The 24,833-nt window shown below is 74.4% G+C and carries 30 protein-coding genes; 16 read left to right on the top strand and 14 right to left on the bottom strand.

All coding sequences use genetic code 11. The annotated features are described in order from the left end of the window. The first annotated feature begins 68 nt into the window (after positions 1 to 68). Complete coding sequence (locus tag JQX11_RS09090) at positions 69 to 839, top strand: class I SAM-dependent methyltransferase (RefSeq protein WP_204924526.1); 771 nt, start codon at positions 69 to 71, stop codon at positions 837 to 839. A 74-nt stretch (positions 840 to 913) separates the two neighbouring features. Here JQX11_RS09090 and JQX11_RS09085 read toward each other — a convergent pair whose 3' ends face one another. Continuing rightward, positions 914 to 1,312 carry an ankyrin repeat domain-containing protein gene (locus JQX11_RS09085; protein ID WP_204924525.1) on the bottom strand — a complete coding sequence of 133 codons (399 nt, stop codon included), beginning with the start codon at positions 1,310 to 1,312 and terminating at the stop codon, positions 914 to 916. 144 nt (positions 1,313 to 1,456) lie between these two features. Between JQX11_RS09085 and JQX11_RS09080 the strand changes: the two genes are divergently transcribed. The 10 genes from JQX11_RS09080 (at position 1,457) to JQX11_RS09035 (ending at position 8,234) form a co-directional block, all read left to right on the top strand. Then, entirely contained in the window at positions 1,457 to 1,909 is a 453-nt protein-coding gene (locus JQX11_RS09080) for a cysteine dioxygenase (protein ID WP_204924524.1), read from the top strand. Positions 1,910 to 1,962: 53 nt separating this feature from the next. After that, on the top strand, positions 1,963 to 2,454 hold the full coding sequence (locus JQX11_RS09075; RefSeq protein WP_204924523.1) for a rhodanese-like domain-containing protein: 492 nt from the start codon (positions 1,963 to 1,965) through the stop codon (positions 2,452 to 2,454). A gap of 51 nt (positions 2,455 to 2,505) precedes the next feature. Continuing rightward, the gene (locus JQX11_RS09070; protein WP_204924522.1) at positions 2,506 to 3,096 is read left to right on the top strand and encodes a winged helix-turn-helix domain-containing protein; all 591 of its coding nucleotides are present in this window, start codon (positions 2,506 to 2,508) and stop codon (positions 3,094 to 3,096) included. 285 nt (positions 3,097 to 3,381) lie between these two features. Continuing rightward, positions 3,382 to 3,990, top strand: coding sequence for a winged helix-turn-helix domain-containing protein (locus tag JQX11_RS09065; protein WP_204924521.1), 609 nt, complete (start codon positions 3,382 to 3,384; stop codon positions 3,988 to 3,990). Positions 3,991 to 4,309: 319 nt separating this feature from the next. Next, positions 4,310 to 4,978: a nucleoside/nucleotide kinase family protein gene (locus JQX11_RS09060; protein WP_204924520.1), complete on the top strand. Its 669-nt coding sequence runs from the start codon at positions 4,310 to 4,312 to the stop codon at positions 4,976 to 4,978. A gap of 208 nt (positions 4,979 to 5,186) precedes the next feature. Beyond that, on the top strand, positions 5,187 to 5,585 hold the full coding sequence (locus tag JQX11_RS09055; RefSeq protein WP_088647439.1) for a TraR/DksA family transcriptional regulator: 399 nt from the start codon (positions 5,187 to 5,189) through the stop codon (positions 5,583 to 5,585). Positions 5,586 to 5,855: 270 nt separating this feature from the next. Continuing rightward, the gene (locus JQX11_RS09050; protein ID WP_204924519.1) at positions 5,856 to 6,047 is read left to right on the top strand and encodes a hypothetical protein; all 192 of its coding nucleotides are present in this window, start codon (positions 5,856 to 5,858) and stop codon (positions 6,045 to 6,047) included. 5 nt (positions 6,048 to 6,052) lie between these two features. After that, positions 6,053 to 6,481, top strand: coding sequence for a DUF2267 domain-containing protein (locus JQX11_RS09045; RefSeq protein WP_204924518.1), 429 nt, complete (start codon positions 6,053 to 6,055; stop codon positions 6,479 to 6,481). A gap of 166 nt (positions 6,482 to 6,647) precedes the next feature. Beyond that, positions 6,648 to 6,953: a hypothetical protein gene (locus JQX11_RS09040; protein ID WP_204924517.1), complete on the top strand. Its 306-nt coding sequence runs from the start codon at positions 6,648 to 6,650 to the stop codon at positions 6,951 to 6,953. A 9-nt stretch (positions 6,954 to 6,962) separates the two neighbouring features. After that, a complete protein-coding gene (locus JQX11_RS09035) occupies positions 6,963 to 8,234 on the top strand; it encodes a cupin domain-containing protein (protein WP_204924516.1) in 1,272 nt (423 codons plus the stop codon). A gap of 107 nt (positions 8,235 to 8,341) precedes the next feature. Here the strand turns inward: JQX11_RS09035 and JQX11_RS09030 are convergent, their stop codons facing one another. The 5 genes from JQX11_RS09030 to JQX11_RS09010 all read right to left on the bottom strand — a co-directional run bounded on the left by JQX11_RS09030 (position 8,342) and on the right by JQX11_RS09010 (position 13,571). Further along, positions 8,342 to 9,001 carry a hypothetical protein gene (locus JQX11_RS09030; protein WP_204924515.1) on the bottom strand — a complete coding sequence of 220 codons (660 nt, stop codon included), beginning with the start codon at positions 8,999 to 9,001 and terminating at the stop codon, positions 8,342 to 8,344. Then, entirely contained in the window at positions 8,998 to 11,682 is a 2,685-nt protein-coding gene (locus tag JQX11_RS09025; RefSeq protein ID WP_204924514.1) for an FtsK/SpoIIIE domain-containing protein, read from the bottom strand. Before JQX11_RS09025 ends, JQX11_RS09030 begins: the two co-directional genes overlap by 4 nt. Then, positions 11,675 to 12,712: a hypothetical protein gene (locus JQX11_RS09020; RefSeq protein WP_204924513.1), complete on the bottom strand. Its 1,038-nt coding sequence runs from the start codon at positions 12,710 to 12,712 to the stop codon at positions 11,675 to 11,677. The genes JQX11_RS09025 and JQX11_RS09020 overlap by 8 nt, the downstream gene beginning before the upstream one ends. 9 nt (positions 12,713 to 12,721) lie before the next feature. Next, positions 12,722 to 12,982 (bottom strand): hypothetical protein, encoded by a 261-nt coding sequence (locus tag JQX11_RS09015; protein ID WP_088646224.1) that lies wholly within the window; start codon positions 12,980 to 12,982, stop codon positions 12,722 to 12,724. Between the two features lie 211 nt (positions 12,983 to 13,193). Beyond that, positions 13,194 to 13,571, bottom strand: coding sequence for a hypothetical protein (locus tag JQX11_RS09010; protein ID WP_204924512.1), 378 nt, complete (start codon positions 13,569 to 13,571; stop codon positions 13,194 to 13,196). A gap of 121 nt (positions 13,572 to 13,692) precedes the next feature. On the opposite strand from JQX11_RS09010, the gene JQX11_RS09005 reads away from it, so the two are divergent. From JQX11_RS09005 to JQX11_RS08995, 3 genes are read left to right on the top strand one after another with little or no spacing between them, the layout of a single operon-like run. After that, the gene (locus tag JQX11_RS09005; protein WP_204924511.1) at positions 13,693 to 16,245 is read left to right on the top strand and encodes an ATP-dependent Clp protease ATP-binding subunit; all 2,553 of its coding nucleotides are present in this window, start codon (positions 13,693 to 13,695) and stop codon (positions 16,243 to 16,245) included. Positions 16,246 to 16,258: 13 nt separating this feature from the next. Further along, positions 16,259 to 16,423, top strand: coding sequence for a hypothetical protein (locus tag JQX11_RS09000; protein WP_204924510.1), 165 nt, complete (start codon positions 16,259 to 16,261; stop codon positions 16,421 to 16,423). After that, on the top strand, positions 16,423 to 16,773 hold the full coding sequence (locus JQX11_RS08995; protein WP_088646221.1) for a DUF3140 domain-containing protein: 351 nt from the start codon (positions 16,423 to 16,425) through the stop codon (positions 16,771 to 16,773). The genes JQX11_RS09000 and JQX11_RS08995 overlap by 1 nt, the downstream gene beginning before the upstream one ends. A 108-nt stretch (positions 16,774 to 16,881) precedes the next feature. On the opposite strand, the gene JQX11_RS08990 is transcribed toward JQX11_RS08995, so the two are convergent. The 3 genes from JQX11_RS08990 to JQX11_RS08980 all read right to left on the bottom strand — a co-directional run bounded on the left by JQX11_RS08990 (position 16,882) and on the right by JQX11_RS08980 (position 18,842). Continuing rightward, a complete protein-coding gene (locus tag JQX11_RS08990; RefSeq protein WP_088646220.1) occupies positions 16,882 to 17,118 on the bottom strand; it encodes a hypothetical protein in 237 nt (78 codons plus the stop codon). Between the two features lie 19 nt (positions 17,119 to 17,137). Continuing rightward, on the bottom strand, positions 17,138 to 18,136 hold the full coding sequence (locus tag JQX11_RS08985) for a LysR family transcriptional regulator (protein WP_204924509.1): 999 nt from the start codon (positions 18,134 to 18,136) through the stop codon (positions 17,138 to 17,140). 85 nt (positions 18,137 to 18,221) lie between these two features. Next, positions 18,222 to 18,842: a hemerythrin domain-containing protein gene (locus tag JQX11_RS08980; protein WP_204924508.1), complete on the bottom strand. Its 621-nt coding sequence runs from the start codon at positions 18,840 to 18,842 to the stop codon at positions 18,222 to 18,224. Between the two features lie 236 nt (positions 18,843 to 19,078). Between JQX11_RS08980 and JQX11_RS08975 the strand changes: the two genes are divergently transcribed. Continuing rightward, positions 19,079 to 20,407 carry a M20/M25/M40 family metallo-hydrolase gene (locus JQX11_RS08975; RefSeq protein WP_204924507.1) on the top strand — a complete coding sequence of 443 codons (1,329 nt, stop codon included), beginning with the start codon at positions 19,079 to 19,081 and terminating at the stop codon, positions 20,405 to 20,407. Positions 20,408 to 20,453: 46 nt separating this feature from the next. Next, positions 20,454 to 21,116 (top strand): hypothetical protein, encoded by a 663-nt coding sequence (locus tag JQX11_RS08970; protein WP_204924506.1) that lies wholly within the window; start codon positions 20,454 to 20,456, stop codon positions 21,114 to 21,116. Between the two features lie 113 nt (positions 21,117 to 21,229). On the opposite strand, the gene JQX11_RS08965 is transcribed toward JQX11_RS08970, so the two are convergent. The 5 genes from JQX11_RS08965 to JQX11_RS33000 form a co-directional block, all read right to left on the bottom strand. Continuing rightward, on the bottom strand, positions 21,230 to 21,421 hold the full coding sequence (locus JQX11_RS08965) for a DUF5703 family protein (RefSeq protein WP_088646215.1): 192 nt from the start codon (positions 21,419 to 21,421) through the stop codon (positions 21,230 to 21,232). A 74-nt stretch (positions 21,422 to 21,495) separates the two neighbouring features. Continuing rightward, positions 21,496 to 22,065 carry a DUF3105 domain-containing protein gene (locus tag JQX11_RS08960; RefSeq protein ID WP_204924505.1) on the bottom strand — a complete coding sequence of 190 codons (570 nt, stop codon included), beginning with the start codon at positions 22,063 to 22,065 and terminating at the stop codon, positions 21,496 to 21,498. After that, positions 22,062 to 23,276: a PqqD family protein gene (locus JQX11_RS08955; protein WP_204924504.1), complete on the bottom strand. Its 1,215-nt coding sequence runs from the start codon at positions 23,274 to 23,276 to the stop codon at positions 22,062 to 22,064. The genes JQX11_RS08960 and JQX11_RS08955 overlap by 4 nt, the downstream gene beginning before the upstream one ends. Continuing rightward, positions 23,273 to 24,376: a ThiF family adenylyltransferase gene (locus JQX11_RS08950; RefSeq protein ID WP_204924503.1), complete on the bottom strand. Its 1,104-nt coding sequence runs from the start codon at positions 24,374 to 24,376 to the stop codon at positions 23,273 to 23,275. Before JQX11_RS08950 ends, JQX11_RS08955 begins: the two co-directional genes overlap by 4 nt. Before the next feature lie 70 nt (positions 24,377 to 24,446). Continuing rightward, positions 24,447 to 24,569, bottom strand: a complete 123-nt coding sequence (locus tag JQX11_RS33000) for a hypothetical protein (RefSeq protein WP_255470009.1) — start codon at positions 24,567 to 24,569, stop codon at positions 24,447 to 24,449. Positions 24,570 to 24,833: the final 264 nt, after the last annotated feature.

Raw genomic sequence — 24,833 nt, 5'->3', positions numbered from 1 at the left:
GTCGCGGGGTCCGCGCCGGCCACGGTAATCGGGTTGCCGACCGTGCGGAGCTGCCCCAGGGTGGGCGCATGGTCGAGCCGAGCTGTGCGGAGTTGATCGCCGAGGCCGCCGCCGCGCCCGTCGACGGCTGGGGCTTCGGCTGGCTGGACGGACGGGCCACCGAGGAGCGTCCACCGTGGGGCTACGCCCGGCAGGTGGCCGCGCGGATGGCGACGGTCACGACCGCGCTGGACATCGACACCGGTGGGGGAGAGGTGCTCGCCGAGCTGCCCCAACCGCCGCCGCTGCTGGTGGCCACCGAGGCATGGCCGCCCAACGTGGCGGTCGCCCGGCGTACGCTGCGGCGGGTCGGCGGCCGGGTGGTGCAGATCGCTCCCGCCTCCCGGCTGCCGTTCCGGGCGGCCGCCTTCGACCTGGTGACCAGCCGCCACCCGGTGGACACCGGGTGGGCGGAGATCGCCCGGGTGCTGCGCCCCGGAGGGCGCTTCCTGTCCCAGCAGATCGGCGCCGGCACCATGCGGGAGCTGAGCGAGGCGGTGCTGGGCCCGTTGCCGCCGCCGGCCACCCGGCACACCGCCCAGGCGGTGGCCGCCGCCCGGGCCGCCGGCCTGCACGTGGTACGGCTGGAACGGGCCACCCTGCGGGCGGTGTTCCACGACGTCGGCGCGGTGGTCTGGTTCCTGCGTAAGGTGGTGTGGACCGTGCCGGACTTCGACGTCGACCGGTACCGCCCGCAGCTCGAACGGCTGCACGCCACCATCCGTGCCGAGGGCGCCTTCGTGGCCCACTCCCGACGCTTCCTGATCGAGGCCGTCAAGCCGGCCGACGGGCCCGTCTGAAGGGCCGGTCATGATGCGCGACGGTGCGGCTTCCCGGCGCGGGGGGACGGCGCACCGTCGGCCCCGACGGTTGATCAGGTTTGCCGGGTGGTGAGCAGGGTGAGCATCTCCGGCAGGTCGAAGAAACGGGCCGTCTCCACCGCCGAGGGGGTCCCGTGGTCGGGGTCGGCCCCGGCGTCGAGCAGGGCGCGTACCGCCTCGGCGTCGCGCCGGAACACCGCCGCAGCGAGTGCGGTCTGCCCCCGGTCGTTGACCCGGGTGTGGTCGGCGCCCCGGGTCAGCAGGGCCGTGACGGTCTCCGGACGGGCGTGGTAGGCGGCCAGGATGAGCAGCGTGTCGCCCTTGTCGTTGGTCAGGTTCACCGGCAGCCCGGCGTCGACGTGGCCACCGAGTTCCGTGGCCTCGCCCGCGCGGGCGAGGTCGAACATCCGGTGGGCGAAGGCCAGCGTCTCGGCGTCGAACTCCTCGGTCATCCGCTCAGCCTAGAGGCCCGTGCCCCGGTGGCCGCGGGTGACGGGAACCGGCTCGCCCGGCGCGTCCCAGCATTCGGTATTACCTACTAAACCTATAGGCTTTACAGTCTAGAGTGTCGGGGGACGCATCACACGGGAGAAGCCATGACCAGCATCCACGCCACCGACCTGCTCACCGTCGCCGCCCGGTACGCCGACCCGACCACCTGGGCGGTGCCGCTGCGGTTCGACCGCACCGAGCGCTGGTACGCCCGGCTCGCCTCGGCCGACGACCACGAGGTCTGGGCGTTGAGCTGGCTGCCCGGCCAGGGCACCGACCTGCACGACCACGGTGGTTCCTCGGGGGCCTTCCTGGTCGTCGCCGGCGAGCTGACCGAGCAGACGGTCTCCGGTGGACGGTTGCGCCCGCACCGCCTCGCCGCCGGCTCCGGTCGCCGGTTCGGCCCCCGACACGTGCACGTGGTGACCAACCGCGGCGACCAGCCGGCGGTCAGCGTGCACGTCTACCTCCCCGCGCTGCGTCACATGACCCGCTACCACCTCGTCGACGGGCGGCTCCGGGTCGCCGAGATCGCCCACGCCGGCGTCTCCTGGTGACGCTGCCCGCCGTTTCCCCCACCCGTCGGCCCGCCCCTGGAAGGACCGCGACGATGCCGCAACACGCCACCCTCACCGAGAGCTGTCCGGCCCCACCACCGGGTTCGCGCGGCATCGACGAGATCCTCGCCGAAGCCCGCACCCGACTGCGTCGGCTCGACCCCGAACAGGCGCACCTGGCCTGCCGGGGCGGGGCGATCATGGTCGACATCCGGCCGGCCGCCCAGCGGGCCGCCCACGGCACCGTGCCGGGCGCACTGGTGATCGAGCGCAACGTCCTGGAGTGGCGGCTCGATCCGCGCTGCCCCGCCCGGCTGCCCGAGGCGGTCGACTACGACCTGCCGGTGCTGGTGATCTGCCAGGAGGGCTACACCTCGTCGCTGGCCGCCGCCGCGTTGCAGGACATCGGCCTGCACCGGGCCACCGACGTGGTGGGCGGCTTCGTCGCCTGGCGGATCGCCGGGCTGCCGGCCCTGGGCCCGACGTCGACGCACCGTACCCCGTCCTTCGCGCCGCCGGTGACCGCCGGCCGGACGCCGCACTGACCGTCGCGCCCCACCGGGCGTGGCGGACGCACCGCCACACAGGAGGCTCCCATGTCCCTCGTCGCCCTCACCGCGCGTCCGCACCCGCCGGGCCGTCCCGACCGGGTGATCGCGGGTCGGCCCCGCTCCACGCCCTCGCTGACCATCACCCTCGACCTGACCGCCGGGCCGCTGACGCCCCGGCTGGCCCGCCTGGTCGACCTGCTCGGCGAGTTGGCCGAGGCGGGGGAGGGGGTGGTCCGGCTGAGCGAGTCGACCGCGCCGCGCCTGCTGTCGTCGCTGCCGGCCCCCCGGCCGAGGCCGGTGGTCGGGGAGCCCGCGTCGACCGACGACCACCCGGAGACCCTACGGATCTTCGCCGGCACCCGGGTGGTACGTCAGGGCGACCGGGAGATCCCGCTCACCCGCATCGAGTTCGACCTGCTGCTGTTCCTGGCCGAGCACCCGCACCAGGTCTTCACCCGGCTGCAACTGCTCGCCAACGTCTGGGGGTACGAACACGCCGTCGCCCGTACCGTGGACGTGCACATCCGGCGGCTGCGCGCCAAGCTCGGCGCGGACACCCCCCTGGTGACCACCGTGTACGGGGTGGGCTACCGACTCGCCGACGAGGCGAGGGTGCGCGTCGACCGGTTCCGCTGACCCGGTCGACCAATCCCGGACGCACCCGGCTCCCCCCGAGCCGGGTGCGTCGCCGCGTGCCGGCCGTGATCCAACCGGCGGGCACCCCCCGTACCCGGGCGCGTCGACGCTTCTGCTGTAATCATCTGGCTCGTACGCAGAGCGAGGGAACGGCTGCGAACTGTTCGTCAATTGTCACATTCATGCAACGCGGTCGCCCCTTGACCCCCGTCCAGGGGCCGGGAAGCATCGATGCAGCGGCGTCCCGGGCCGTGGGGAGATACCCGGACCAGCCCAAGGAGGACCATGTCGGTCAGCCCCGCATCGTCGCGCGCCGGATGGCATACGTCCCAGCCGTCGGTCCCCGGCCGGCCTCCCGGTGGTCAGCGCCGCCCGGCCAACGCCGTCACCCCCGTGCTCACCGTGACCCTCTCCATCCCGCTGGTCAACGAGGAGTCGCTCACCCCGCCGGCCCGCCGGTTGCTCGAGGCGGCCCGGGAGATGCTGGAACGCGGCGAGTGCACCATCGCGACCACCGGCGTTCCCACCGAACGGCGACCCGAGCAGGCCCCGGCCGGCCGGTCGGCGGGGCGTTCCCTCGCCGCCACCATCCCGATGCTGCACATCCTGGCCTCCTCCCGCTCGGTGCTGCGCGACGGCGAGCCGCTGCCGCTGACCCGGCTGGAGTTCGACCTGCTGCTGCACCTGGTGGCCCACCCCCGCCGGGTGTTCACCCGGCTGCAACTTCTCAACGCCGTCTGGGGCTACGAGCACGCCGGGGTGCGCACGGTGGACGTGCACGTGCGTCGGCTGCGCGGCAAGGTCGGCGTCGACGTCCCACTGGTCACCACGGTCTACGGAGTGGGCTACCGGCTCGCCGACGACGCCCGGGTCACCGTCGACCGTACCGGCTGAACGGTCCCGGCCGGGCCGCTGCCACCGCCCGGCGGCACCGCCGCGCGCAGCCCCACCGGACCGCCTCCACGGTGCCGTGCCGCCGGCCGGATCCGGCGAACGGTCTGAATCACCCGATCCGCGGCGTCGCTGTCGGCAAAATTTCGTCGCCCCCAGTCCCGTCGACCGGACCGACGGTCGGTGCCGCCGGGCCCCGCTGTCGGGTCGACGGCGGACCCGGCGTGGTGACCCGACCGGCGTGTCCGGGGCGGGGACGGACACCACTGCCCGGTGTGTGGGCCGCCGGGCCGGTCGCCGGCCCACGGGGCACGATGGTCGGATGCGTGTCCGTCCGATCTCACCCGACCGGCTCGTCACCGAGCTGACCGAACGGCTCCTCACGGTCGCGTCCGGGCCGGCCGCCGACGGGTCCACGCCGCCGGCCCACCTCCGGGTCGCGGTGGACGGTCCCCCCGCCGCCGCCCCGGACCGGCTCGCCGACGCGCTGATCGACCCGCTGCGTGCCGGGGGACGCCCGGCGCTGCACCTGCACGCCGGGGACTTCCTGCGGCCCGCCTCCGTCCGCTTCGAGTTCGGTCGGACCAACCCGGACGCCTACTACGAGGGCTGGATCGACGAGGCCGGCCTGCGCCGGGAGGTGCTCGACCCGGCCGGCCCCGGCGGCACCGGGCGGGTGCTGCCCTCTCTCTGGGACGCCCGGACCGACCGGGCCAGCCGGGCGGCCTACCAGGAGCTGTCGCCCGGCACGGTGCTGCTGGTCAGCGGGGCGTTGCTGCTCGGCGGGGGACTGCCGTTCGACGTCGCAGTGCACCTGGTGCTCTCGCCGGCCGCGTTGGCCCGACGTACCGACCCGGCGCAGCGGTGGACCCTGCCCGCCTTCGCCCGGTACGCCGACGAGGTCGCCCCGCAGTCCTTCGCCGATGTGGTCCTGCGCGTCGACGACCCCCGGCACCCGGCCCTGGTGCAGCGGGCCGACGGGGCCGGCTGAGGCCCTGCCGTGACGGTGGACGCAAGCGGGTCGCACCGGGCGGCGCGACGGCCCGCTCCGCCCGTCGTGACGACGGCGAAACCGGTGGTTTGGCGGTACCGGGCGGTGGGTACTCGCCGGACTCACACGGTACGGATGATCTCACCGTGCCCACCGAGCCCGGAACGTGCCCCTGGGGCCGCCCCGGTCTAAGGAAAGGCAGGCAGCGATGCTCGTCCACGACACCGTCGGTACCGCCCGCACCACGGCGGAGGCCGACCAGATCCGGGCCTCCCTGCGGGCCCGCTACGACGAGCTGTCCGCGGAGTACGAGCAGGCGGTCGCGCAGAGCCAGGTGCTGCGGCTGGTGGAGGTCGGTGACACCGCCGGCGACGACCAGGCCGACAGTGGCACCAAGACCGCCGAGCGGGACACCGCCCAGTCCCTGCTGCGCACCATCCTCGACCGGCGGGCCCAGTTCGAGCATGCCCTGACCCGGCTGGACGAGGGCACCTACGGCTTCTGCGAGGGCTGCACCGCGCCCATCCCGGTGGAGCGGCTGGAGATCTTCCCGTCCGCCACCTCCTGCGTCGGCTGCAAGCAGACCCGGGAGCGGCGGGCCGCCTGACCGGGCCACCGCGTCCAACCCGCACCGCTGATCAACTCCAGGGAGTCGATGTGGCGGCATCCCGACCAGGGGGATGCCGCCACATCGGCGCCGTTGCGCCGGTCACCCGGCGGCCGCACCTCACCCTGGTCGGGTGAGGGCGGGTCACCCCGCCGACGGGCAGCCTCGATGGTGCCGGCCGCGCCCGCGGCCGGAGCACGTCCCGGTCGGGCCGACGGCCCGGCGGGGCAGCGGTCGGGAAGACCGGACACGGGTACGGAGGTGACCGAGATGACGGCACGGGTGGTGGCGGATCCCCGACGTGGTGCGGTGCTGCACGTCGTCGGCACGGGTGGCGACACCCGTCGACCGGAGCGGCCCGGACGGTTCGGCAGCCCGGCCCGGCAGGGGCGGGGCCCGTCGGGGCCACCCCGACGCGCCGACGACCGCCGGTGGGGCGGCGAACCGAAGGACGGGGGGTGACCCCGATGGCCGAGCAGCTGATGTCGGCGATCGAGTCCTCGGTGGACAAGACCAACCTGATCCTCAAGGACATCGAGGACGCGTACGGATGGCCCCGGACGCGACGCAACCAGTCGTACGCGGCGCTGCGTACGGTGCTGCACCTGCTGCGCGACCGGATGACCGTCCAGGAGTGCGCGGAGTTCTCCGCCCAGCTCCCGGTGCTGGTCCGCGGCATCTACTTCGACGGATGGCGGCCGGAGGACGTGCCGGTCAAACTCAACCGGGACGACTTCCTCTACGAGGTCCGGCAGGGCTTCCCCTACGACGTCGAGGGCGGGCCCGAGCGGGTGGCCCGGGTGGTGCTGGACGCCCTGCGCCGGCACGTCACCCAGGGCGAGTGGCAGGACGTGAAGGCCGGCATGCCCCGTGACCTGCAACGGTTGATTCCCTGACCCGACCGGCCCTGGGTCGGCGAGCCCGTGCGGCCCGGGGCCGGCGATCGGTCCCGCGCGTCGGACGGGCCGTCTACGGTGTGGTTAGAGAAGATCGTGTGGGGGGTACCACCCGCGTACGACAGACCCCGCCCTGCGGCGGGGCGGCACACCCGAGGGAGCACCCATGGCACTGAACGACGACGACATGCAGACCACCAGCGGCGGCGGCCTGGAGGGTCCGGCCGACGGTGGCGCGACCCCGGGTCAGCACGATGGTGGTGCGGACGGCAGCGCGGAGGGTCCGGCCGACGGCGGCGCGACGCCCGGTCAGCACGACGGTGGCGCCGACGGCGGCGCGGAGGGTCCGGCCGACGGCGGGGCGACCCCGGGTCAGCACGATGGTGGTGCGGACGGCGGCGCGGAGGGTCCGGCCGACGGCGGGGCGACCCCGGGTCAGCACGACGGTGGCGCCGACGGCAGCGCCCGCTGACCGACACCCATGACGACCATCGACCCGCCGGGCGGCCACGGCCGCCCGGCGGTCCCGTCGGCCGCGACGCGGGCGCTGGAGCGCTGCGTCAGCGTCGAACCGGCCAAGTTCGCCGCCGCCCACTGGGGCCGCGCGCCACTGTTGTCGCGGGCCGCCGAGCTGCCCAACCCTGACGGGTTCACCGATCTGCTCAGCCCGGCCGACGCCGACGAGCTGCTCAGCCGGCGCGGGCTGCGTACCCCGTTCCTGCGGGTGGCCCGCGACGGCCAGTTGGTGCCGGCGGCCCGGTTCACCGGCGGCGGCGGCGCGGGCGCGGAGATCGGCGACCAGGTCCTCGACGAACGGATCCTGGAGCTGTACGCCGGGGGCGCGACGCTGGTGCTGCAGGGGCTGCACCGGCTCTGGCCCGCCCTGATCGACTTCGCCCGTGACCTGGGTACCGCCCTGAGCCAGCCGTTACAGGTCAACGCCTACCTCACCCCGCCGGGCAACCAGGGTTTCGCCACCCACTACGACACCCACGACGTGTTCGTGCTCCAGGTCGACGGCCGCAAGCACTGGCGGATCCACCCGCCGGTGCTGATCGACCCGCTGGAGAAGCAGCCCTGGGGCGGTCGGGCCGACGAGGTGTCCGCCACCGCCGACGGGCCGGCGGCGCTGGACGTGGTCCTCGAACCGGGCGACGCGCTCTACCTGCCGCGCGGCTGGCTGCACAGCGCCCAGGCCCAGGAGACCAGCTCGCTGCACCTGACCGTCGGCATCCGCGCGTTGACCCGGTACGCCCTGGTCGAGGAGCTGCTGGCACTGGCCGCCGAGGATCCCCGGCTGCGGGCCGGGCTGCCGTTCGGCACCGACGTGGCCGACCCGGACGCCATCGAACCCGAGCTGACCGAGACGGTGGAGGCGCTGCGCGACTGGCTGCTGCGGGCCGATCCGGCCGCCGTGGCCGCCCGGCTGCGGAGCCGGGCCTGGCCGGCCGCCCGGCCGGCCCCGATCCGGCCGCTGGCGCAGGCCGCCGCGCTCACCGCGCTCACCGCCGACAGCCGGATCGCTCCCCGCCCGGGCCTGCGCTGGCAGCTCAGCCCGGCCGCCGACGGCCGGGTGGCGCTGCGGTTGGTCGACCGCACCGTCACCCTGCCCGACCAGTGCGCACCGGCCCTGCACGCCCTGCTCGGCTCCACCGGGCTGCGGGTGGACGACCTGCCCGGCCTGGACGACGACGCCGACCGGCTGGTGCTGGCCCGCCGGCTGCTGCGCGAGGCGGTCGCCGTCCCGGCGTGAAGCACCGTCGCCGTTCCGGCGTGAAGCCCCGGTCCCCGTGCCGGCGTGAGTCACGGTCGCAGGCCCGGCGTGAGCCACCTGACCGCCCCGGGCGTCGCCCGGGGCGGTCAGCGGGCCGACACCAGCAGCAGCACCGTGGTCAGCACCCCGGCGGCCAGCACGATCGCCAGCGGGCGGGGGCCGAGCAGGGCGTGCCGGCGGTCCGCCAACCGTTTCGCCGGAGCCAGCCCGGCCACCGGGCCGAGCAACGTCACCACCAGCGCCAGCACCGGCATACCCACCGCCAGGTCACCGCCGTAACGCTCGCCCACCGCGCGGGCGGCGGCCCCCAGGGCGTACGCGACGACCGCGCCGGCCACCCCGCACAGCGCCAGCAGCGGGTTCACCGACCCCGGCAGCTCACCGCGTTGGCCGGTGCGGTCCAGCAGTTCGCGGACCCCGCGCAGCAGCGGCACCGGGTCACCGGTGACGTCCCGGGCCGGCCCCGGCGGGTCGCCGATCCGCCGGGTGCCCAGCCGGGACCGTAGCTCGGCCCAGAGGTGCCCCACCTCGGCGTCGACCCGCTCCAGCATCGACCGGGCGTCGACGACCTCCTGCTCGGCGTCGCGGAGCTGGGTGGTGGCCTGCGCGACGGCCCGCTCGGCGGCGGCGCACTGCTGGCCGTGCCAGGCCTGCGCCTCGGCCCGCTGGGCGGCCACCCGGCCGGTCAGCTCGGCGAGCCGGCGCACGTGGGCTGCGTAGGTGTCACTGGGGACCGGTTCGTTCATCGGGACGGACCATAAGGGATGATCACCTGTCCGGTGCGGTGCACCGCCCGGTCGAAGAAGAGCCCCCGCCACGGACGCGGGTACCAGTCCGGCCCGCCGGAACCCGGGTAGAGCGCCGAGCCCAGCTCGCCGCCCTGCACGTCCAGGGCCACCCAGGCGCCGATCTGGTCGGTACGGGCGGCCGGCCCGCCCAGGTCAGCCCGCATCCGGGCCACCCCGCGCCACCAGGCCAACACGTGGGTACGCCGTTCCGGCCCGTCGTGCAGGATGCGGCGCAGCCGCTCCAGGCCGGTCGACCCGGGTGAGCCGGTGGCCAGCGCCCCGGCCGCCGCGTCGACGGCGAACAGCAGCAGGTAGTGCGGGGTGCCCGGGGTGCCGGGGCGGGTCAGCGCGGTGGCCGTCTCGGCCATCAGCTCGGCGACGGTCTCCTCGTCGTACCAGGCGGCGTCGTCGGCGAGGTCCTCGTAGAGGGCGCGGGCCGCCGGGTCGGCGTCCGGGTCGAGGCAGGCGATGGAGAACCGGGCGGTGCCGGGGCGGTGCTGACGGGCCAGCGAGCGGGCGGCGGCGTCGAGCACCGCGCACGCCTCGTCGACCCGGGTGCCGAGGACCGCGAGGTTACGGCCGGGCGCCCGGGGCAGCCGCAGCGCCGCCGACCGGGACTGCACGTCGATGATCTCCCCGAGCACCGCGACCGGGCCGCGCGGCCCGGCGTCGCCCGGCGGCGGGGTGAGGGCCCGGAAGTCGGGGGCCTCGGTGAGGCGGGGGATGGCGTCACCGTCGAAGAGCCGTGCCGGGGCGGCGTCGGCGGGCCGCATCCGCCACAGCCGGTGCTGCAACTCGCTCCACGTCTCCCAGTCGCTGGCCGACGGAATGCGGGCCACCTCGTTGCCCTCGGTCAGGCCCGACTCGGCGTTGACCACCGCGTGGTAGCGGGGCAGCGCCTGTGCGGCGTCGTTGCGTTCGGCCAGGATGCGCAGCGCCTTGGGCAGCGCGATCCGCAGGGTGAACTGGGCGACCAGCGCGGGCCGGCCCCACAGCGCCTCGATGCCCCGCACGTCCTGCGAGGCGAGCACCAGGTGGATGCCCTGCGAGCGGCCCCGCCGGGCGAGGTCCTCCAGCAGGTCGGCGGCCTCCCGGGCCACCACGTCCCGGCCGGCGAGCAGTGCCTGGAACTCGTCGACCACGGCGACGATCCGGGGCCAGTGCCCGGCCGGGTCCACCGCCCGCAGCTCGGACAGCTTGGTGACCTCGTGTTTCTTGGCCGCGTCGGCCCGGCGGCGCAGCTCCTCGGCGAGGAACCGCAGCAGTGCCAGGCCGAACTCCCGGTCGGTGTTGACGTTGATGCCGACCAGCCGCATGTGTGGCAGCCAACTCGGGTCGCGCCGGCCCTGGGCGAACCGGGCGAAGGACACCCCCTCCTTGAAGTCGAGCAGATAGAACTCCAGCTCGGCGGGGGAGTAGCGGGCGGCCAGCGCGCCGATCCAGGCGAAGATGAGGTTGGTCTTGCCGGTGCCCGACGGCCCGCCGATCAGCGCGTGCGGAGGATAGTCACCGAGGGTCAGCAGCACCGGCCGGCCGTGTGGTCCCTCCCCGATCGGGGCGGTCAGCCCGTGCGCCGAGTCCTCCTTCCACATCTGCTCCGGCGGCGGCAGCAGGTCGGTGAAGGGGGTCGGCGGCGGGCCGGCGTTGACCCGGGTGGCGATCTCGCGGCAGGTCTCGGTGACCAGGGTGGCCGGCGGGGGCGGGTCGAGGCGTACCGGAGGGCCGGGCGGGGTGCCGATCCGGGTTCCGTCCGCGCCGGCACGGATCCGGGTCAGGCCGGGGTCGTCGGGCAGCTCGATGCCGCGTACCACCAGGTGCACCCCGCAGGCTGCGCCGGTGCGGACCACCCGGTCGAGCTGGCCGCGCTCGTGGCGGGACAGCTCGTCGCCGCCGAGCAGCACCGCGACCCGCCACGGCTCGGGCCGCCGTCCGGTGGCTGCGGCCAGGGCCCGCAGTGAGCCGTACTCACCGGCCAGCACCGTCTCGTTGATCCGGCGGATCTGCTCGACCAGGTCGTCGAGGAGCCGGGCCAACCCGCCCGGCCCGACGAAGGTCAGCAGCCCGGCGGTGCCCAGCGGGGCGAAGCCGGCGAGCCCGCCGCCGAGGTGTTCGGGGTCGTACCCGTAGAGCCGGACCGTGCCCGGGTCGGTCCGGCCGACACCGCGCAGCAGCAGCGCCGACACCACCGCCTCGGCACCCTCCCGGTCGTCGCCGTGCAGCTGCACGTGACCGGCGTCGAGCAGCGGCACCAGCGCCGGGACCGGTTCGGCGTCGGCGACCCGCAGGGTGCCGACCCGCAGCGGGCCGGGACTCTCGCCGCGACCGGCCGGGGTGACCTGCCAGTGGGACCAGGGGGCGCTGGCCGCGCCGGGGGCCTCCCGGCGGGCCGCCTCGGCGGCCCGGTGGGCGAGTTCGGCGAGCCGAGCGGCGTGCCGCCTGTCGATCTCGGCCAGCCGCCTGTCGCGTTCGACGCCGACCCGCTCCGGGACACCGGCGGCGGCCCGCCGGACCCGGGCGAGCCGGTCCCGGGCGGCGGCCAGCTCCGACTCGGCCGTGGCGACCCGGGTACGGGTGACGCCGAGCGCCTCGGAGAGCATTCCGCGTACCCGCGTCGCCAGTTGGGCCCGCAGATCAGCCACGGGGCCCACCGTCCGCCCACGGGCTCCTCGGGCGGGGCGGGGCCGACCCGGCGGGCGGTGGCGGTGGCGTCGGCTCGGGCCGGCGCTCGGTGTGCCGGCCGGCGGGCGGTCGGGGCGGCGACCGGTCGGGTTCCGGTGCCCGCTGCGGCACCTGCTCCCGCTGCGGGTCGCGGTCCTCGCGGGGCAGGTCACGGCCGAGTCGGGCCAGCAGCACGCCGGTCAGCACCCCGGCGGTGACGGCCGGGTCGGCGGCGTGCGGCTGCTCCTGCTCGCCCTCGCCCCGGCGTGGCGGGGGCATCCGGCAGACCCGGGTGAGCAGGGTGTGCAGCACCGGCGGCGGCAGACCGGGCAGCAGGTCGCGGACCCGGCCGTCCAGTTCCCGGCGCAGCCGGGGCAGGTCGTCGGCGCGGGGCGGATGCCCGAGCAGTTCCCCGGCGAGGTCGCGCAGCAGCGGCGGGGCGATCGCGGCGAGCCCGAGGCCGACGTCGGCGTGCGCGGCGCGCAGCTCCCGGTGCAGCCGGTCCCGGTCGCCGGAACGGATGCCGGCGACGACCCGGTGCAGCAGTTCCCGGGAGTCGGCGACCCGCTCGTCCGGCTGCTCGGGTTGGCCCTCCCGGCCGCCGGTCAGCTCGGCGACCCGGACCGCCCACCAGCGCTTGACGGTGGGGTCCTCGTCGGCGGCCGGTGCCGGGGCGGCAGGTGGCGCGGTGGTGTCGCCCCGGGGCCCGTCGTGGCGTGGCGCGGGACCGTCGGCGCGCGCCGGGGGCGGGCCGTCGGGGGCCAGCCCGATGGCGGCGAGGTAGCCGGAGAGCTGTTCCTGGGCGACCCGCAGGGCGTGCCCGGCCGACTCGGCGTGTTCGGTGGCGGCGGCGAGTTCCGGCACCCCCATCGGGTTGGCCGACTCCTGGCGTACCCAGCGCAACCGCTCGGTGGCCTGGCCGAACTTCTCCAGGGCCAGGGCGAGCTGGGCCAGGGGGAACTCCTCGGCGGCGGCCCGTACCTGGGCTCCGACGTCCTCGACGATCGACACGACGCCCCGCTACAGCGACGACACGTAGAGCTGCGCCTGTTCCACCGCGACGAGCGTCGCGGCGAGACATTCCTCCAGCTCCTGGCCGGCCTGGGTGAGGGAGGCCTGGGCGGCCTCGACGGTCTCGTGCCCGCTGCCCTCCAGCGCCCCGGCGAGGGTCTGCTGCGCCTCGGCGAGCTTCTCCCCGGCGGCCTGGACGGCGCTCTGCCCGTCACCGATCTGTTGGAGGGCGATGTCGATCGCGGCCTTCAGCTCGGCGACGCTCGCCACGGTTGACCTCCTGGGGGCGGGGAGATCTCCATTACAACGTATACCCGACGGGGAGAGAACATCCGCCCTGGCGGTGTTGCCGCCTGGTTGTCCGGTTACCGCCCTGACGTGCGGGAAGCCGCCGACCCGGTCACGGTAGCGGGACATCTGATCCCGTCGACGGGACCGCCGGGGCGGGTTGCGCGCCACCCACCCGCGCCGGGGACGGGGGTCAGGAGGGCAACCAGCGTGGGCCGTACACCTCGGCGCCCAGCTCGCCCACCCGGCCGCGCAGCTCCCGGTCGGCGGTGACCACCAGCCGCCGCCGGTCCGCCGACTCGCGGACCAGGTCGACGATGGTGTCGTCGCCCGAACCGGGGGCCGCGACGGTGCGTACCCCGGCCACGCCCGGCACGTCACGGGCCGCGCCCTCCACCACCAGCACCACCTCGACGGGCGCCGGCAGCTCCGGGGGTACGCCGGTGTCGGCCACCGGGACCAGCCGGTCGCGCAGCCGGGCCGCCGCACCGGCCCGGTCGTGCCACCAGCCGTCCGGCCGGGAGCCGACCACGTTCGCACCGTCGACGATCAGCAGCGGATGGGTGTCCATGCCTCCACCCTGCCACCTGTCGGCGTTTGTCGGGGCGACCGTCGGGTAGCCACCGGCGATCGTGTCGCGCCTGCGTGTCGCCCTCGGCGGCCCGGCCGCGCCCGAGGAGCGGAGGACAGACATGATGGGACCCGGTGACTTCGGCTCCGACCCGTGGGACGAGTTCCTGGCCCGGTACTTCGGTCGGGGTGAGGGCGGACGCCGGCCGGCCCATCGGGTCGACATCACCCGGCTGATGACCGCCGACGCCCGGGAGATGCTGGCCGACGCCGCCCGGCGGGCCGCCCAGAAACACAGCACCGACCTGGACACCGACCACCTGCTCTGGGCGGCGTTGCAGCGCGAGCCGCTGCGCGACCTGGTACGCCGTGCCGGCGCCGACCCGGACACCCTGGTCAACGCGCTCGGTGGCCGCGCCGACGGCGCCCCGCGCGGCGAGGTGCCACCGAACCTCTCCCTCACCCCGGCGGCGAAACGGGCGTTGCTCGACGCCCACCAGCTCTCCCGGGCGATGGGGGCGAACTACATCGGCCCCGAGCACATCCTGATGGCGTTGCCGCTCAACCCCGAGTCGCCCGCCGGTCGGATGCTCGCCGCCGGCCGGATCCAGCCCGAGTCGTTGCAGGCGGCGGGGGCCGAACGCGGGGCGACGGCCGGCCCGAAACCGGACCGGGGCACGCCGACCCTCGACCAGTACGGTCAGGACCTCACCGACCTGGCCCGCAACGACCAGATCGACCCGGTGATCGGCCGCGCCGACGAGATCGAGCAGGCGGTCGAGATCCTGTCCCGGCGGACCAAGAACAACCCGGTGCTGATCGGCGAGGCCGGCGTCGGCAAGACCGCCATCGTGGAGGGCCTGGCCGAGCGGATCTGCGACGGTGACGTGCCGCAGACGCTGCTCGGCAAGCGGGTCGTCCAACTCGACCTGGCCGGCCTGGTCGCCGGTACCCGCTACCGGGGCGACTTCGAGGAGCGGCTCAAGAAGGTGATCGACGAGATCCGGGCCCACCGGGACGAGCTGATCATCTTCCTGGACGAGATCCACACCCTGGTCGGCGCGGGCGGCGCCGGCAGCGAGGGCGGCATGGACGCGTCCAACATGCTCAAGCCGGCGCTGGCGCGCGGTGAGCTGCGGGTGATCGGGGCGACCACGCTGGACGAGTACCGGCGCAGCATCGAGAAGGACGCCGCCCTGGCCCGCCGGTTCCAGCCGGTGCTGGTGCCCGAGCCCGACGTCGAGGACACCGTGGCCATCCTGCGCGGCCTGCGGGACCGCTACGAGGCCCACCACCAGGTCCGGTTCACCGACGAGGCGCTGGTCGCCGCGGCCGAACTGTCCGACCGGTACGTCACCGACCGGTTCCTGCCGGACAAGGCGATCGACCTCATCGACCAGGCCGGCGCGCGGGTCCGGCTGCGTACCCGCACCCCCGCCTCCGACGTGCGGGAACTGGAGCAGCAACTGGAGGACGTCCGTCGGGACAAGGAACAGGCGGTCGCCGACGAGCAGTACGAGAAGGCGTCCGCGCTGCGCGACCGGCTCGCCGAGCTGGAGGCGCAGATCGGGCGGGCCCGGGGCGACGGCGGCGACACCCAGGTGCCCTCGGTCGGCACCACGGAGATCGCCGAGGTGGTCTCCCGGTCCACCGGCATCCCGATCAGTCAGCTCACCGAGGAGGAACGGGACCGGCTGCTGCGCCTGGAGGGCCACCTGCACCAGAAGGTGATCGGTCAGGACGACGCGGTCAACGCCATCGCCGAGGCGGTCCGCCGCTCCCGCACCGGGCTGGCCGACCCGAACCGGCCGATGGGCAGCTTCCTGTTCCTCGGCCCGACCGGCGTCGGCAAGACCGAACTGGCCCGCGCCCTGGCCGAGGCCCTGTTCGGCGAGGCCGACCGGATGGTCCGGGTGGACATGAGCGAGTTCCAGGAACGGCACACGGTGGCCCGGCTGGTCGGCGCGCCCCCCGGCTACGTCGGCTACGAGGAGGCCGGCCAGCTCACCGAGGCGGTCCGCCGCCGCCCGTACGCGGTGGTGCTGCTCGACGAGATCGAGAAGGCCCACCCGGACGTGTTCAACATCCTGCTGCAGGTGCTCGACGACGGCCGGCTCACCGACAGCCAGGGCCGTACGGTCAACTTCAAGAACACCGTGCTGATCATGACGAGCAACCTGGGCTCGGAGCTGATCACCGGGGCCCAGCGGACGGTCGGGTTCGGCGTCGGCGCGCAGGGCGACCAGCAGGAGGCCGACGAGCTGCGGGAGCGGCTGATGCGCCGGCTCCAGGAGAACTTCCGGCCGGAGTTCCTCAACCGGATCGACGAGACGATCATCTTCCAGCGGCTGGAGGCCGAGCAGCTGCGCCAGATCACCGGGCTGCTGCTGGAGGAGACCCGCCGCCGGCTGCACGCCCAGGACATCCAGGTCGACGTCACCCCGGCCGGCACCGACTGGCTGGCCGAGCACGGCTACCAGCCGGAGTTCGGGGCCCGGCCGCTGCGCCGGGTGATCCAGCGGGAGGTGGACAACCGGCTCTCCCGGATGCTGCTGGAGAACCAGCTCTCCCCGGGGCAGAAGGTCACCGTCGATGCGCGGGACGGACAGCTCACCTTCGACGTGTCCGCAGGCGACCGCGACTACGCGCCCGCCACCACCTCGCATCCCCGATGACCGGAGGGCGGAGATGACCGAACCCGAGGAGACCGAGGAGTACGCCGAGCGGACCGCACCCATCCTCGCGCCCCCGACGGCGAACCCGGCCCGGGTGCAGGTGCCGCCGGAGGGCCCGGGGCAGTGGACCGACGACGGGGACCCGGCACCACCCGGGCCACCGGAAGAGGAGGCGTGATGGCACGCGAACAGCGACTCGACCCCGAGGTCGAGCTGATCTGGGAGGACTTCCACGCCGAGGTGAACGTCCCCTCCGAACAGCTGCGGCAGTGGCTGCTGACCCGGGGGTCGGGCGAGGAGGCGTTCGGCCCCGACCCGGACCTCGACCTGCCCGAGCCCGGCCGGCAGATCCTGGCGGTGCTGCGTAAGCGCAAGGTCGACCTCACCCCGGCCGACGTCGCGGTGATGCGGGCGGCGATCGACCGGATCCGGTCGCTGGTGGACGAGAAGCCCGGCGACGGCAACGCCGACGACGAGTGGCGGCACGCCCTGCTCGACCTGGGCCACGACGTCCTCGTCGAACGCTGACCCGCCGACCGGACCCGGACCGGCACCGGACCCGCCGGCACCGGACCCGGGCCGACACCGCGCCGGGCACCCGGGACGGCGTCCCGGCTGCCCGGCGCGTCGGTGCGGCTACTCGGACTCCAGGCTGGGCAGCCGCAGCCCGGCGGCGTCGGCGGCGTCCTGCCGCTCGGTGCGGGTCTGCTCCTCCCGGCTGAGCAGCGTCGCGTACTCGGTGATGTCGGCCGGGTCGGGAACCTCGGGCAGCCGGCGCAGGAACGTCTCGACGTCACGGGCGGCGGCGGTGTGCGCGCTGGCCGCCCGACGCAGCAGCTCCCGCTGGTCGGCGGCCGGATAGAGATCGGTCATGCAGGGCTGATACCCGCCGTTACGCCGTTCGCACCCGTGGGGCCGGGCGGGCCGTGCCGGTGTCCCGCGCCCCGAACTCGGGATGCCGCAGCAACCAGGCCAGGTAGTCCGGGTGCGCGGCCAGCGAGTCGGAGTACGCGGCGACCGCGTCGTCCAGCACCGCCTCGGCGACCCGGGCCGCCGGGGATTCCGGGTGCCAGCCCAGCAGCAGCCGCCAGCGCAACGGGGTGCCGGCCAGCCGCCGGGTCACCAGGCCGGCGACCGGGCGGAAGGTGGCCTGGCACAACGCCACCGCCTCGCCGGCGTCGACCAGGTCCATGCAGCCGCGCACGTCGGTCTCGTACACCTTGCGGGGGGTGAACCCGGCGCGGGCGCAGGCGGCGGCGAAGCAGTCGCCGAAGCAGCCGTCACCCGGCGCGGCCACCCACTGCTCGTGGCGCAGGTCGGCCAGGCCGACCTCGTCGCGGTCGGCCAACGGGTGGGCGGACGGCAGCAGCACCAGCACCGGATCGACCGCCACCTCCCGCCAGGCCAGCCCGAACTCCGCCGGCGGGGTGGCGTCACCGCAGACGCCGGTCAGCGCGAAGTCCAGCCGGCCACCGGCGACCAGCGCGGCCAGCTCGTCGGCCGACCACGACGCGTAGGTGGTGATCTGCGCGTGCGGCTGCTCGGCGGCGAGCCGGTGCACCAGCCGGCCCAGGATCGGGCTGTTCACCCCGCCGAACCGGTACCGGCCGAGGGCGTCGTCGGCCCCCGCCAGCCGGGCCGCCTCGTCCTGCAGGCCCTTCATCGCCGGCAGCAGCACCCGGGCCCGGGACAGCACCAACTCACCCAGCGCGGTCGGCCGGGCACCCCGCCTGTCGCGTTCGAACAGCGGACCGCCCAGCGCCCGCTCGATGCGCTGAAGCTGGGCGGTCAGGGCCGGCTGGGCCAGGCCGAGGGTGGACGCGGCCTTCGTCACGCTGCCCGTCTCGGCGATAGCGCAGACCACCCGGAGGTGACGCAGCTCCAGATTCATATGGTGACGGTATGGCCACACGTCGATAGACGGAAGGCCCCGGACCGAACCGGGCCGGTGAACCTGACGGATCGGGGCCGGTCGATCACTGTCGCGGACGGCGGTTCAGGTCGGCCAACTGGGTACGCCGGCCGGTCACCGCGTCGCGCAGCTTGTCCACCACGCCGACGGCCGGTTCGACGATCCGGTTCCACGGCGGGGTGGCCGGGGTGCCCGGATGCGGCCGGGTCGGCGCCGCCTCCTCGGCGATCTCCCACCGGTTGCCCAGCCGGATCAGCTCCGCGTCGGAGGCCACCTCGCGTAGCGGGGTGACCAGCTCGGCCACCGCGGTGACATGCCGACGCACCTGGGCGGCGACGTCGGCGAGCGTCGGGTCGTCCGGTCCGGCGAGGGCCTTCAGCGCGGTCAGCAGCGTCGCGTCCGCCGCGATCTCCCGCTCCACCCGGGCGGTGGCGTCGGGCAGTGCCGCGCGGACCGTGGGCAGCAGGTACTGCTCCTCGGCCGACAGGTGCCGCGACACCATGGCGGTGAGCACCTGGAGCACCTCGCGTCGCCGGCCGGGCGCCACCGTGGCGTCGGTGACCTCGTCGACCAGGGCGAGCAGCTGCCGGTGCTCGGTGTCGGCGAGGTCGGCCATGCTGCGCCCACCCGGACGGTAGGCGTCGTCGGCGGAGGGCGGCAGCGGCGGCAGGGGAACGGCGGACATGACGTCCTCCTCGGCGGGGGCCGGCGCGGGGCGCCGGCCGGTGCGACGGGCGGAACGGGGACGCCAGCGCCGGTACCCGTACCCGGTGATCGGCAAACCGGAACGGCGTCCACCGCCGGCGTTTCCGCCGCCCACGGCCCGCTCGGCCGGCACCCCGCCGCCGGGCGGCCCCGGGTGGCCGCCGCCGCGGCGGCCGGGCCGTTCGCGGCCGGGGCGGCGACTGGTAGAAAGAGGCGATGACGAGCGATGCCGCCTCCGCCGCGCCCGACCCCACCGCCGAGGTCGTCGACCTCTGCCGTGACCTGCTGCGCATCGACACCACCAACACCGGCGACAACGACACCAGCGCGGGCGAGCGCCGGGCCGCCGAGTACGTCGCGGAGAAGCTCGCCGAGGTCGGCGTGGCCGCCGAGATCCACGAGTCCGCGCCGGGCCGGGCCAACCTGATCGCCCGCATCCCCGGTACCGACCCCGGCCGCGACGCCCTGCTCGTGCACGGCCACCTGGACGTGGTGCCCGCCGACCCCGCCGAGTGGTCGGTACACCCGTTCTCCGGGGAGGTCCGCGACGGCTACCTGTGGGGCCGGGGCGCGATCGACATGAAGGACTTCGACGCGATGGTGCTGGCGGTCGTACGGCACTGGCAGCGCACCGGCGTCCGCCCGCCCCGCGACATCGTGCTGGCCTACACGGCCGACGAGGAGGCGGGCAGCGACTACGGCGCGCACTTCCTCGTCCAGCAGCACCGGGACCTCTTCGACGGCTGCACCGAGGCGGTCGGCGAGGTCGGCGGCTTCTCCTACTCGATCAGCGACGCCCAGCGGCTCTACCTGATCGAGACGGCCGAGAAGGGGCTGGACTGGATGCGGCTGCACGCCAGGGGCCGCCCCGGGCACGGCTCGTTCGTCCACGACGACAACGCGGTCACCGCGCTGGCCGAGGCGGTCGCCCGGATCGGGCGGCACCGGTTCCCGCTCACCGTCACCCCGACCGTCCGGGCGTTCCTGACCGAGCTGTCCGACGTGCTCGGCGTGGAGTTGGACCCGGACGACCCGGAGACCGCCATCGCCAAGCTCGGCCCGATCGCCAACATCATCGGCGCGACCGTCCGCAGCACCGCCAACCCGACCCGGCTGGCCGCCGGCTACAAGGACAACGTCATTCCCGGCCGGGCCACCGCCACCATCGACTGCCGCAGCCTGCCCGGCCAGTCCGAGCTGCTGGAACGGCAGCTGCGTGAGCTGGTCGGCCCGGACATCGAGATCGAGTACATCCAGCGCCAGCCCGCCCTGGAGACGACCTTCGACGGCGACCTGGTCGACGCGATGTCGGCGGCGTTGCGGGCCGAGGACCCGGGTGCCCGCCCGGTGCCCTACATGCTCTCCGGCGGCACCGACGCGAAGGCGTTCGCGCAGCTCGGCATGCGGTGCTTCGGTTTCGCCCCGCTGCGGCTGCCGGCGGATCTCAACTTCTCGGCGTTGTTCCACGGCATCGACGAGCGGGTACCGGTGGACGGACTACAGTTCGGCGTGCGGGTGCTCGACCGGTTCCTCCGCAACTGCTGACCGGACCGGTGCCGCACCTCCCCCCATGTCTCGAAGGGACAGCCTCATGACCGACCAGCACGGTGAGCTGGACGCCGCCCTGGAACGCGTGATCGACGCGGCCCGTGCCCACCTGACGGCCGTGCGGGCCGCGCAGGGTCGGATCGACGACGACGACGTGTGGCAGGCGTACGTGGCGTTGAACAACGCCTCCTTCGCCTACGACGAGCAGCTGCTCGACGCGTTCGGCGAGGTCACGCCCTGGGACGTCGAGTCCATCGACCCGGACGAGGCCGACGAGCGGTTCGGCGGGGCGGCCGGGGACGCCGAGGCCGCCGACCCGCACCCGCAGGTCATCTCGGTACGCCAGCGCCGCGACTACCGGGTGCCGAGCGTCTCGGCGCTGCTGCGGGTCGCCGAGGTGGCCCGCCGCGAGGGCACCCCCGAGGACGACGAGCCGGCGCCGGTCGAGGGGGTCGGCGAGGCGGTGCTGGAGCTGTTGCAGAGCGGCGACGGTTCGCTGTCCGCCCTGGACGTGCCGGAGCTGGAGCCGCTGGACGGGGTGGTGATGGTCAGCGAGGTCGGCACCCCGGTCGACCTGGAGTCGTTCGACGACGACGACCCGGTGGGCCCGTTCACCCCGGCCGCCGACGACCGGCTGGTGGGTCGGCTCGACGAGCACCCGTTCCTCGACGAGGACGACCACGACCACGCCGGGCACCGGCACTAGACGGTGGCCGGGGTCGCCCGACGGCACCACCGGGCTCGCCCGGTGCGGGCCGGCCGGCGGCCCCGGGCCACCCGGGTGCCCCCGGACGACGGTCGTGCCGCCGACGGGGTCAGTCAGTAGGACAGGCCCGGTTGGGGTTGGTTGACCCGGCGGCGGCGCAACACCACCTTGCGGGTGCCGTCCCGGAACAGCTGTACCCGGGCCAACTCCCACCCGGAGAACTCCGCCTGGATCGCCAGCTGCGCCGCGGCGGTCAACCTGTCGACATTCGGCGGCAACCGCAGCGGCGCGTATTCGTAGTCCATGGCACCTATGCTGCCCAGCCCGGCGGCCCCGCGCCACCCTTTGGCCGGTGCGCCGCGCCACCCGCCACCGCCGGTCAGCCCGGCACGCAGTCGGTCGCCCCGTGCTGCCAGGAGTGGTCGTAGCGGCCGGCGATCCGCTCGACGAACTCCTCGACCGCCCGCTCGTCGAGGGTGTCCAGGCGGTCCAGCCGCTGCCAGCCGGTCAACCCGATGCCGTGACCCAGCGGCGGGTAGGGGGCCACCACCACGTCCCGGGGATGCCGGCGACCGAGCCGCTCCAGCTTCTCGACGTCGCCCGGCGGGACGTCCGGGGCGTACTGCACCAGCACGTGGCCGTGTTCCAACGCGTGTACCTGGAGTTCCTCCGGCACCGCGTCGCGGTAGATGCCCGGCACGACCACCCGGGGCGAGTGCGGCCCCGACGTCGGCGGGAGTGTCCGGTACGGCTCGTGCGGCGCCCCCTCGTACGCGATGTGCCGGTCGCCCTCGAACGGTTGCGCCGTGCCCGGCAGCCGGTCGCAGGGCAGCGCGGCGTCCCCGCCGAACAGGTTGACCAACACCCCCACCCCGAGGCTGGACATGGTCGCCACACTGAGCACGGTGACCACCACGCTGACCACCGGGCCGAGCCATCTGCGATTCACGTGGCCAACCTTCCGGCGCGGTAACGATTACGCACGATCACCCCTAGCGGCAGCAGGATGTTGAGCGAGGCGAAAGCCGCCAGCGCAATTCCCTCCCACCAGTAGGCACTGCCGAACGGTGCGCCGGTCAGCACTCCGGCGGCCCACCCCAGGGTCACTTTCGCCCCCGGTAGCAGAAAATGGATGGCGAACCAGACCATCCAGATTACCCCGGCGACATACAACAACCGGTACCAGCGGGACACCCGCAGATCCCGGGCGTGCGCGTCACGCAGCACGGTGCTTTCGGCCGGGGTCAGCCGGCGAACCCATTTCTTGAGGCTGAGCCGGGTCACCTCGTGCAGGTTGCGGCAGCCGGTCGCGGTGGCCATCACCAGGTACATGTCGGTGCGCAGATAGGCGAGCGTCTGGAAGGCCAGCTTGACGGCCTGGCTGAACACCACCATGGCGAGGAACCGCACCATTCCCGGCGGCAGCTCCAGCCAGCCCCGCGACCAGGCGAACCGTGGGGCGACGGCGGCGAACAGCAGGATCCCGTCGATGGCCATGCCGGCGAGGAAGGGGCCGTAGCGGCGTTCCGGCGGCAACGCCCAGAGCCCGGTCAGGTCGGTCTCCAGCACCGGGAAGATCCCCCGACGTTCCAACCGCAGTTGCGACCGGACGCCGACGGCCGCCCCGGCGAACGCGTGCCACGCCTCGTGCACCACCGTCAGCAGGGCCACCGTGACATTGGTGATCAGCAGGCTGAGCACCACGTCGGGAAAGATGAAGGTGTCCTCGTAGGTCGGCAGCAGGGACGGTTCGGCGACGAACATCGCCAGCGTGGCCACCAGCGCGCCGACGTACACCGTCCAGGCCACCCGGCCGAACAGCGGCCGGACCAGCCGGGCCGGGATGCGCGACACCGACCAGGGGCGGGCCTGCGTCGGCGGCGGCCCACCGTCGGACTGCGGCCGGATGATGCCCGCCTCGACGAGCACCTCGACGAAGTCCAGCGCGTCGACCGGCTCACCGGTCTCGCGTTCCACCTCGTCGGCGGCCTCGGCGACGGTCCGGCCGGCGGCGAACAATGCGACCAGCCGCGCCCCCACCTCGGGCACCACCACGAAGTTCCCGCTGGCCAGGTCGCCGACGACGTACTCGTCGTCCTCCTCCTGGCGGACCACCAGGTGCGTCACCGCGGGGCGGCTGTCCAACCCGAGCACGGTCACCGTTCCTCCTGGAACCAGCCGCAGGTGTCGCACTTGACGCCGGGCCGGGGGTTGACCACGTAGTGGTAGGTCAGGTCGGTCAGGCTCAGGTGGAACATCCGGCCCCGGGTGGTCGTCGGGATGCCGGCGAGGTGGTAGACGACGTCGAGGGCGGCCAGGTGCCCGGTGAGGTTGGCGGTGGGGGCGATCACCGCGTGCCCGGTGAATTCGAACAACTCCTCCGGCTCGGTGCCGTGCTCCTCACGCAGCCGGTCGGTGACGCTCGGCAGGCACGCCTCGCAGCAGGTCTGACCGGGCACGAAGAGACCGATCACCGCCATCGGGCCCGCGTACTGGGCGAGCATCCAGGGGGTGCCGGTGGCCAGGGCGGCCCGGTTGGTCCACTCCCGGATGGCGTGCCGGGGCTGGTCGGCGCAGAGCACCAGCAGGTCGCGGTCGCGCATCAACGCCGCCACGTCCTGCGTCGAGTCGACCCGGGCCTCCTCGCCGGTGACCGTGACGTGGGAGTTCATCCGGCGCAGCCGGGCCACCGCGGTGTCCACCTTGGCGGCGCCGATGTCGTCCTCGGTGTAGAGCAGTTGCCGGGTCAGGTTGCCCGCCTCGACCACGTCGAAGTCGACGCAGTGCACCGTGCCCACCCCGGCGGCCACCAGCGAGGCGGCCACCGCCGACCCGGAGCCGCCGAGCCCCAGCACCACCACCCGGCCCGCCTTGAGCCGGGCCTGCACCTCGTAGCGGGAGGTGCGCGGGGTGAGATCCACCCAGGCGTGGTAGGTGAACGCCCGGTCGTAGCGGTCGATCTCCGCTGGGCTCAGCTCGGGCGGGGGCGGCGCGGCGGCATCCTCCACGTACCCGGCGTCGATGATCGTCTGCATCGCGTCGGTGGCGTCCTCGGCGGCCATCTCCGGGCGTACGTCGAGCAGCGCGGCGACGATCTCCGCCCGGGTCCGGGTGCCGTCCATCAGGCGCAGCAGCTCCCAGAGGCTGCCGTCCTCGTCGTCGATCTCCGCGCCGATCCCCAGCTGCCGACCACCGATGTTGATCAGGGTCGGGTGGAGCCGTACCGGCTTGTGGATGCCCTTGATCCGGGGCCGCTGCATCGGGCGAAGACCTCCTGGAAGATGGCCGGCCGGGGCGCGGCACGCCGCGCCCCGGCCGAAACGGGGTGGGTCAGCCGCAGACGTCGTTGCGGCAGCCCGGCTCGCTGATGATGGCGACGGTGGTCTCGAGCCGCTCGAGCTTGCGCACGACGACCTTGGCGGGCTTGCGCTTGACGTCGGTCTTACGGTCCACGGGTCCTCCAACGAAATGGGAGAAACGGCGCGGCGGGGGTCGCTCACGCCGCAATCATTAGAGCACCGTCATTGGTCCGCCACAATGTTTACGGCGGCCGGATCAGACGGTTTTCGCCGGGCCGGATCTCTTTCCGGACAGGCCCACCGAAAAGCGGACGCCGAAACCCGGGCCAACAACACCAGGGGGTTCTAAGCCGCCTATTCGGACGGAACAACGCAAGCGGCCTGAACCAATTATGGGGGAGTGGCAGTTGGTAAAGGA

It is taken from the genome of Micromonospora humida (genome assembly GCF_016901255.1).
In the GTDB taxonomy this organism is placed as follows: domain Bacteria; phylum Actinomycetota; class Actinomycetes; order Mycobacteriales; family Micromonosporaceae; genus Micromonospora; species Micromonospora wenchangensis.
This window is presented reverse-complemented; position numbering and strand designations above follow the sequence as displayed.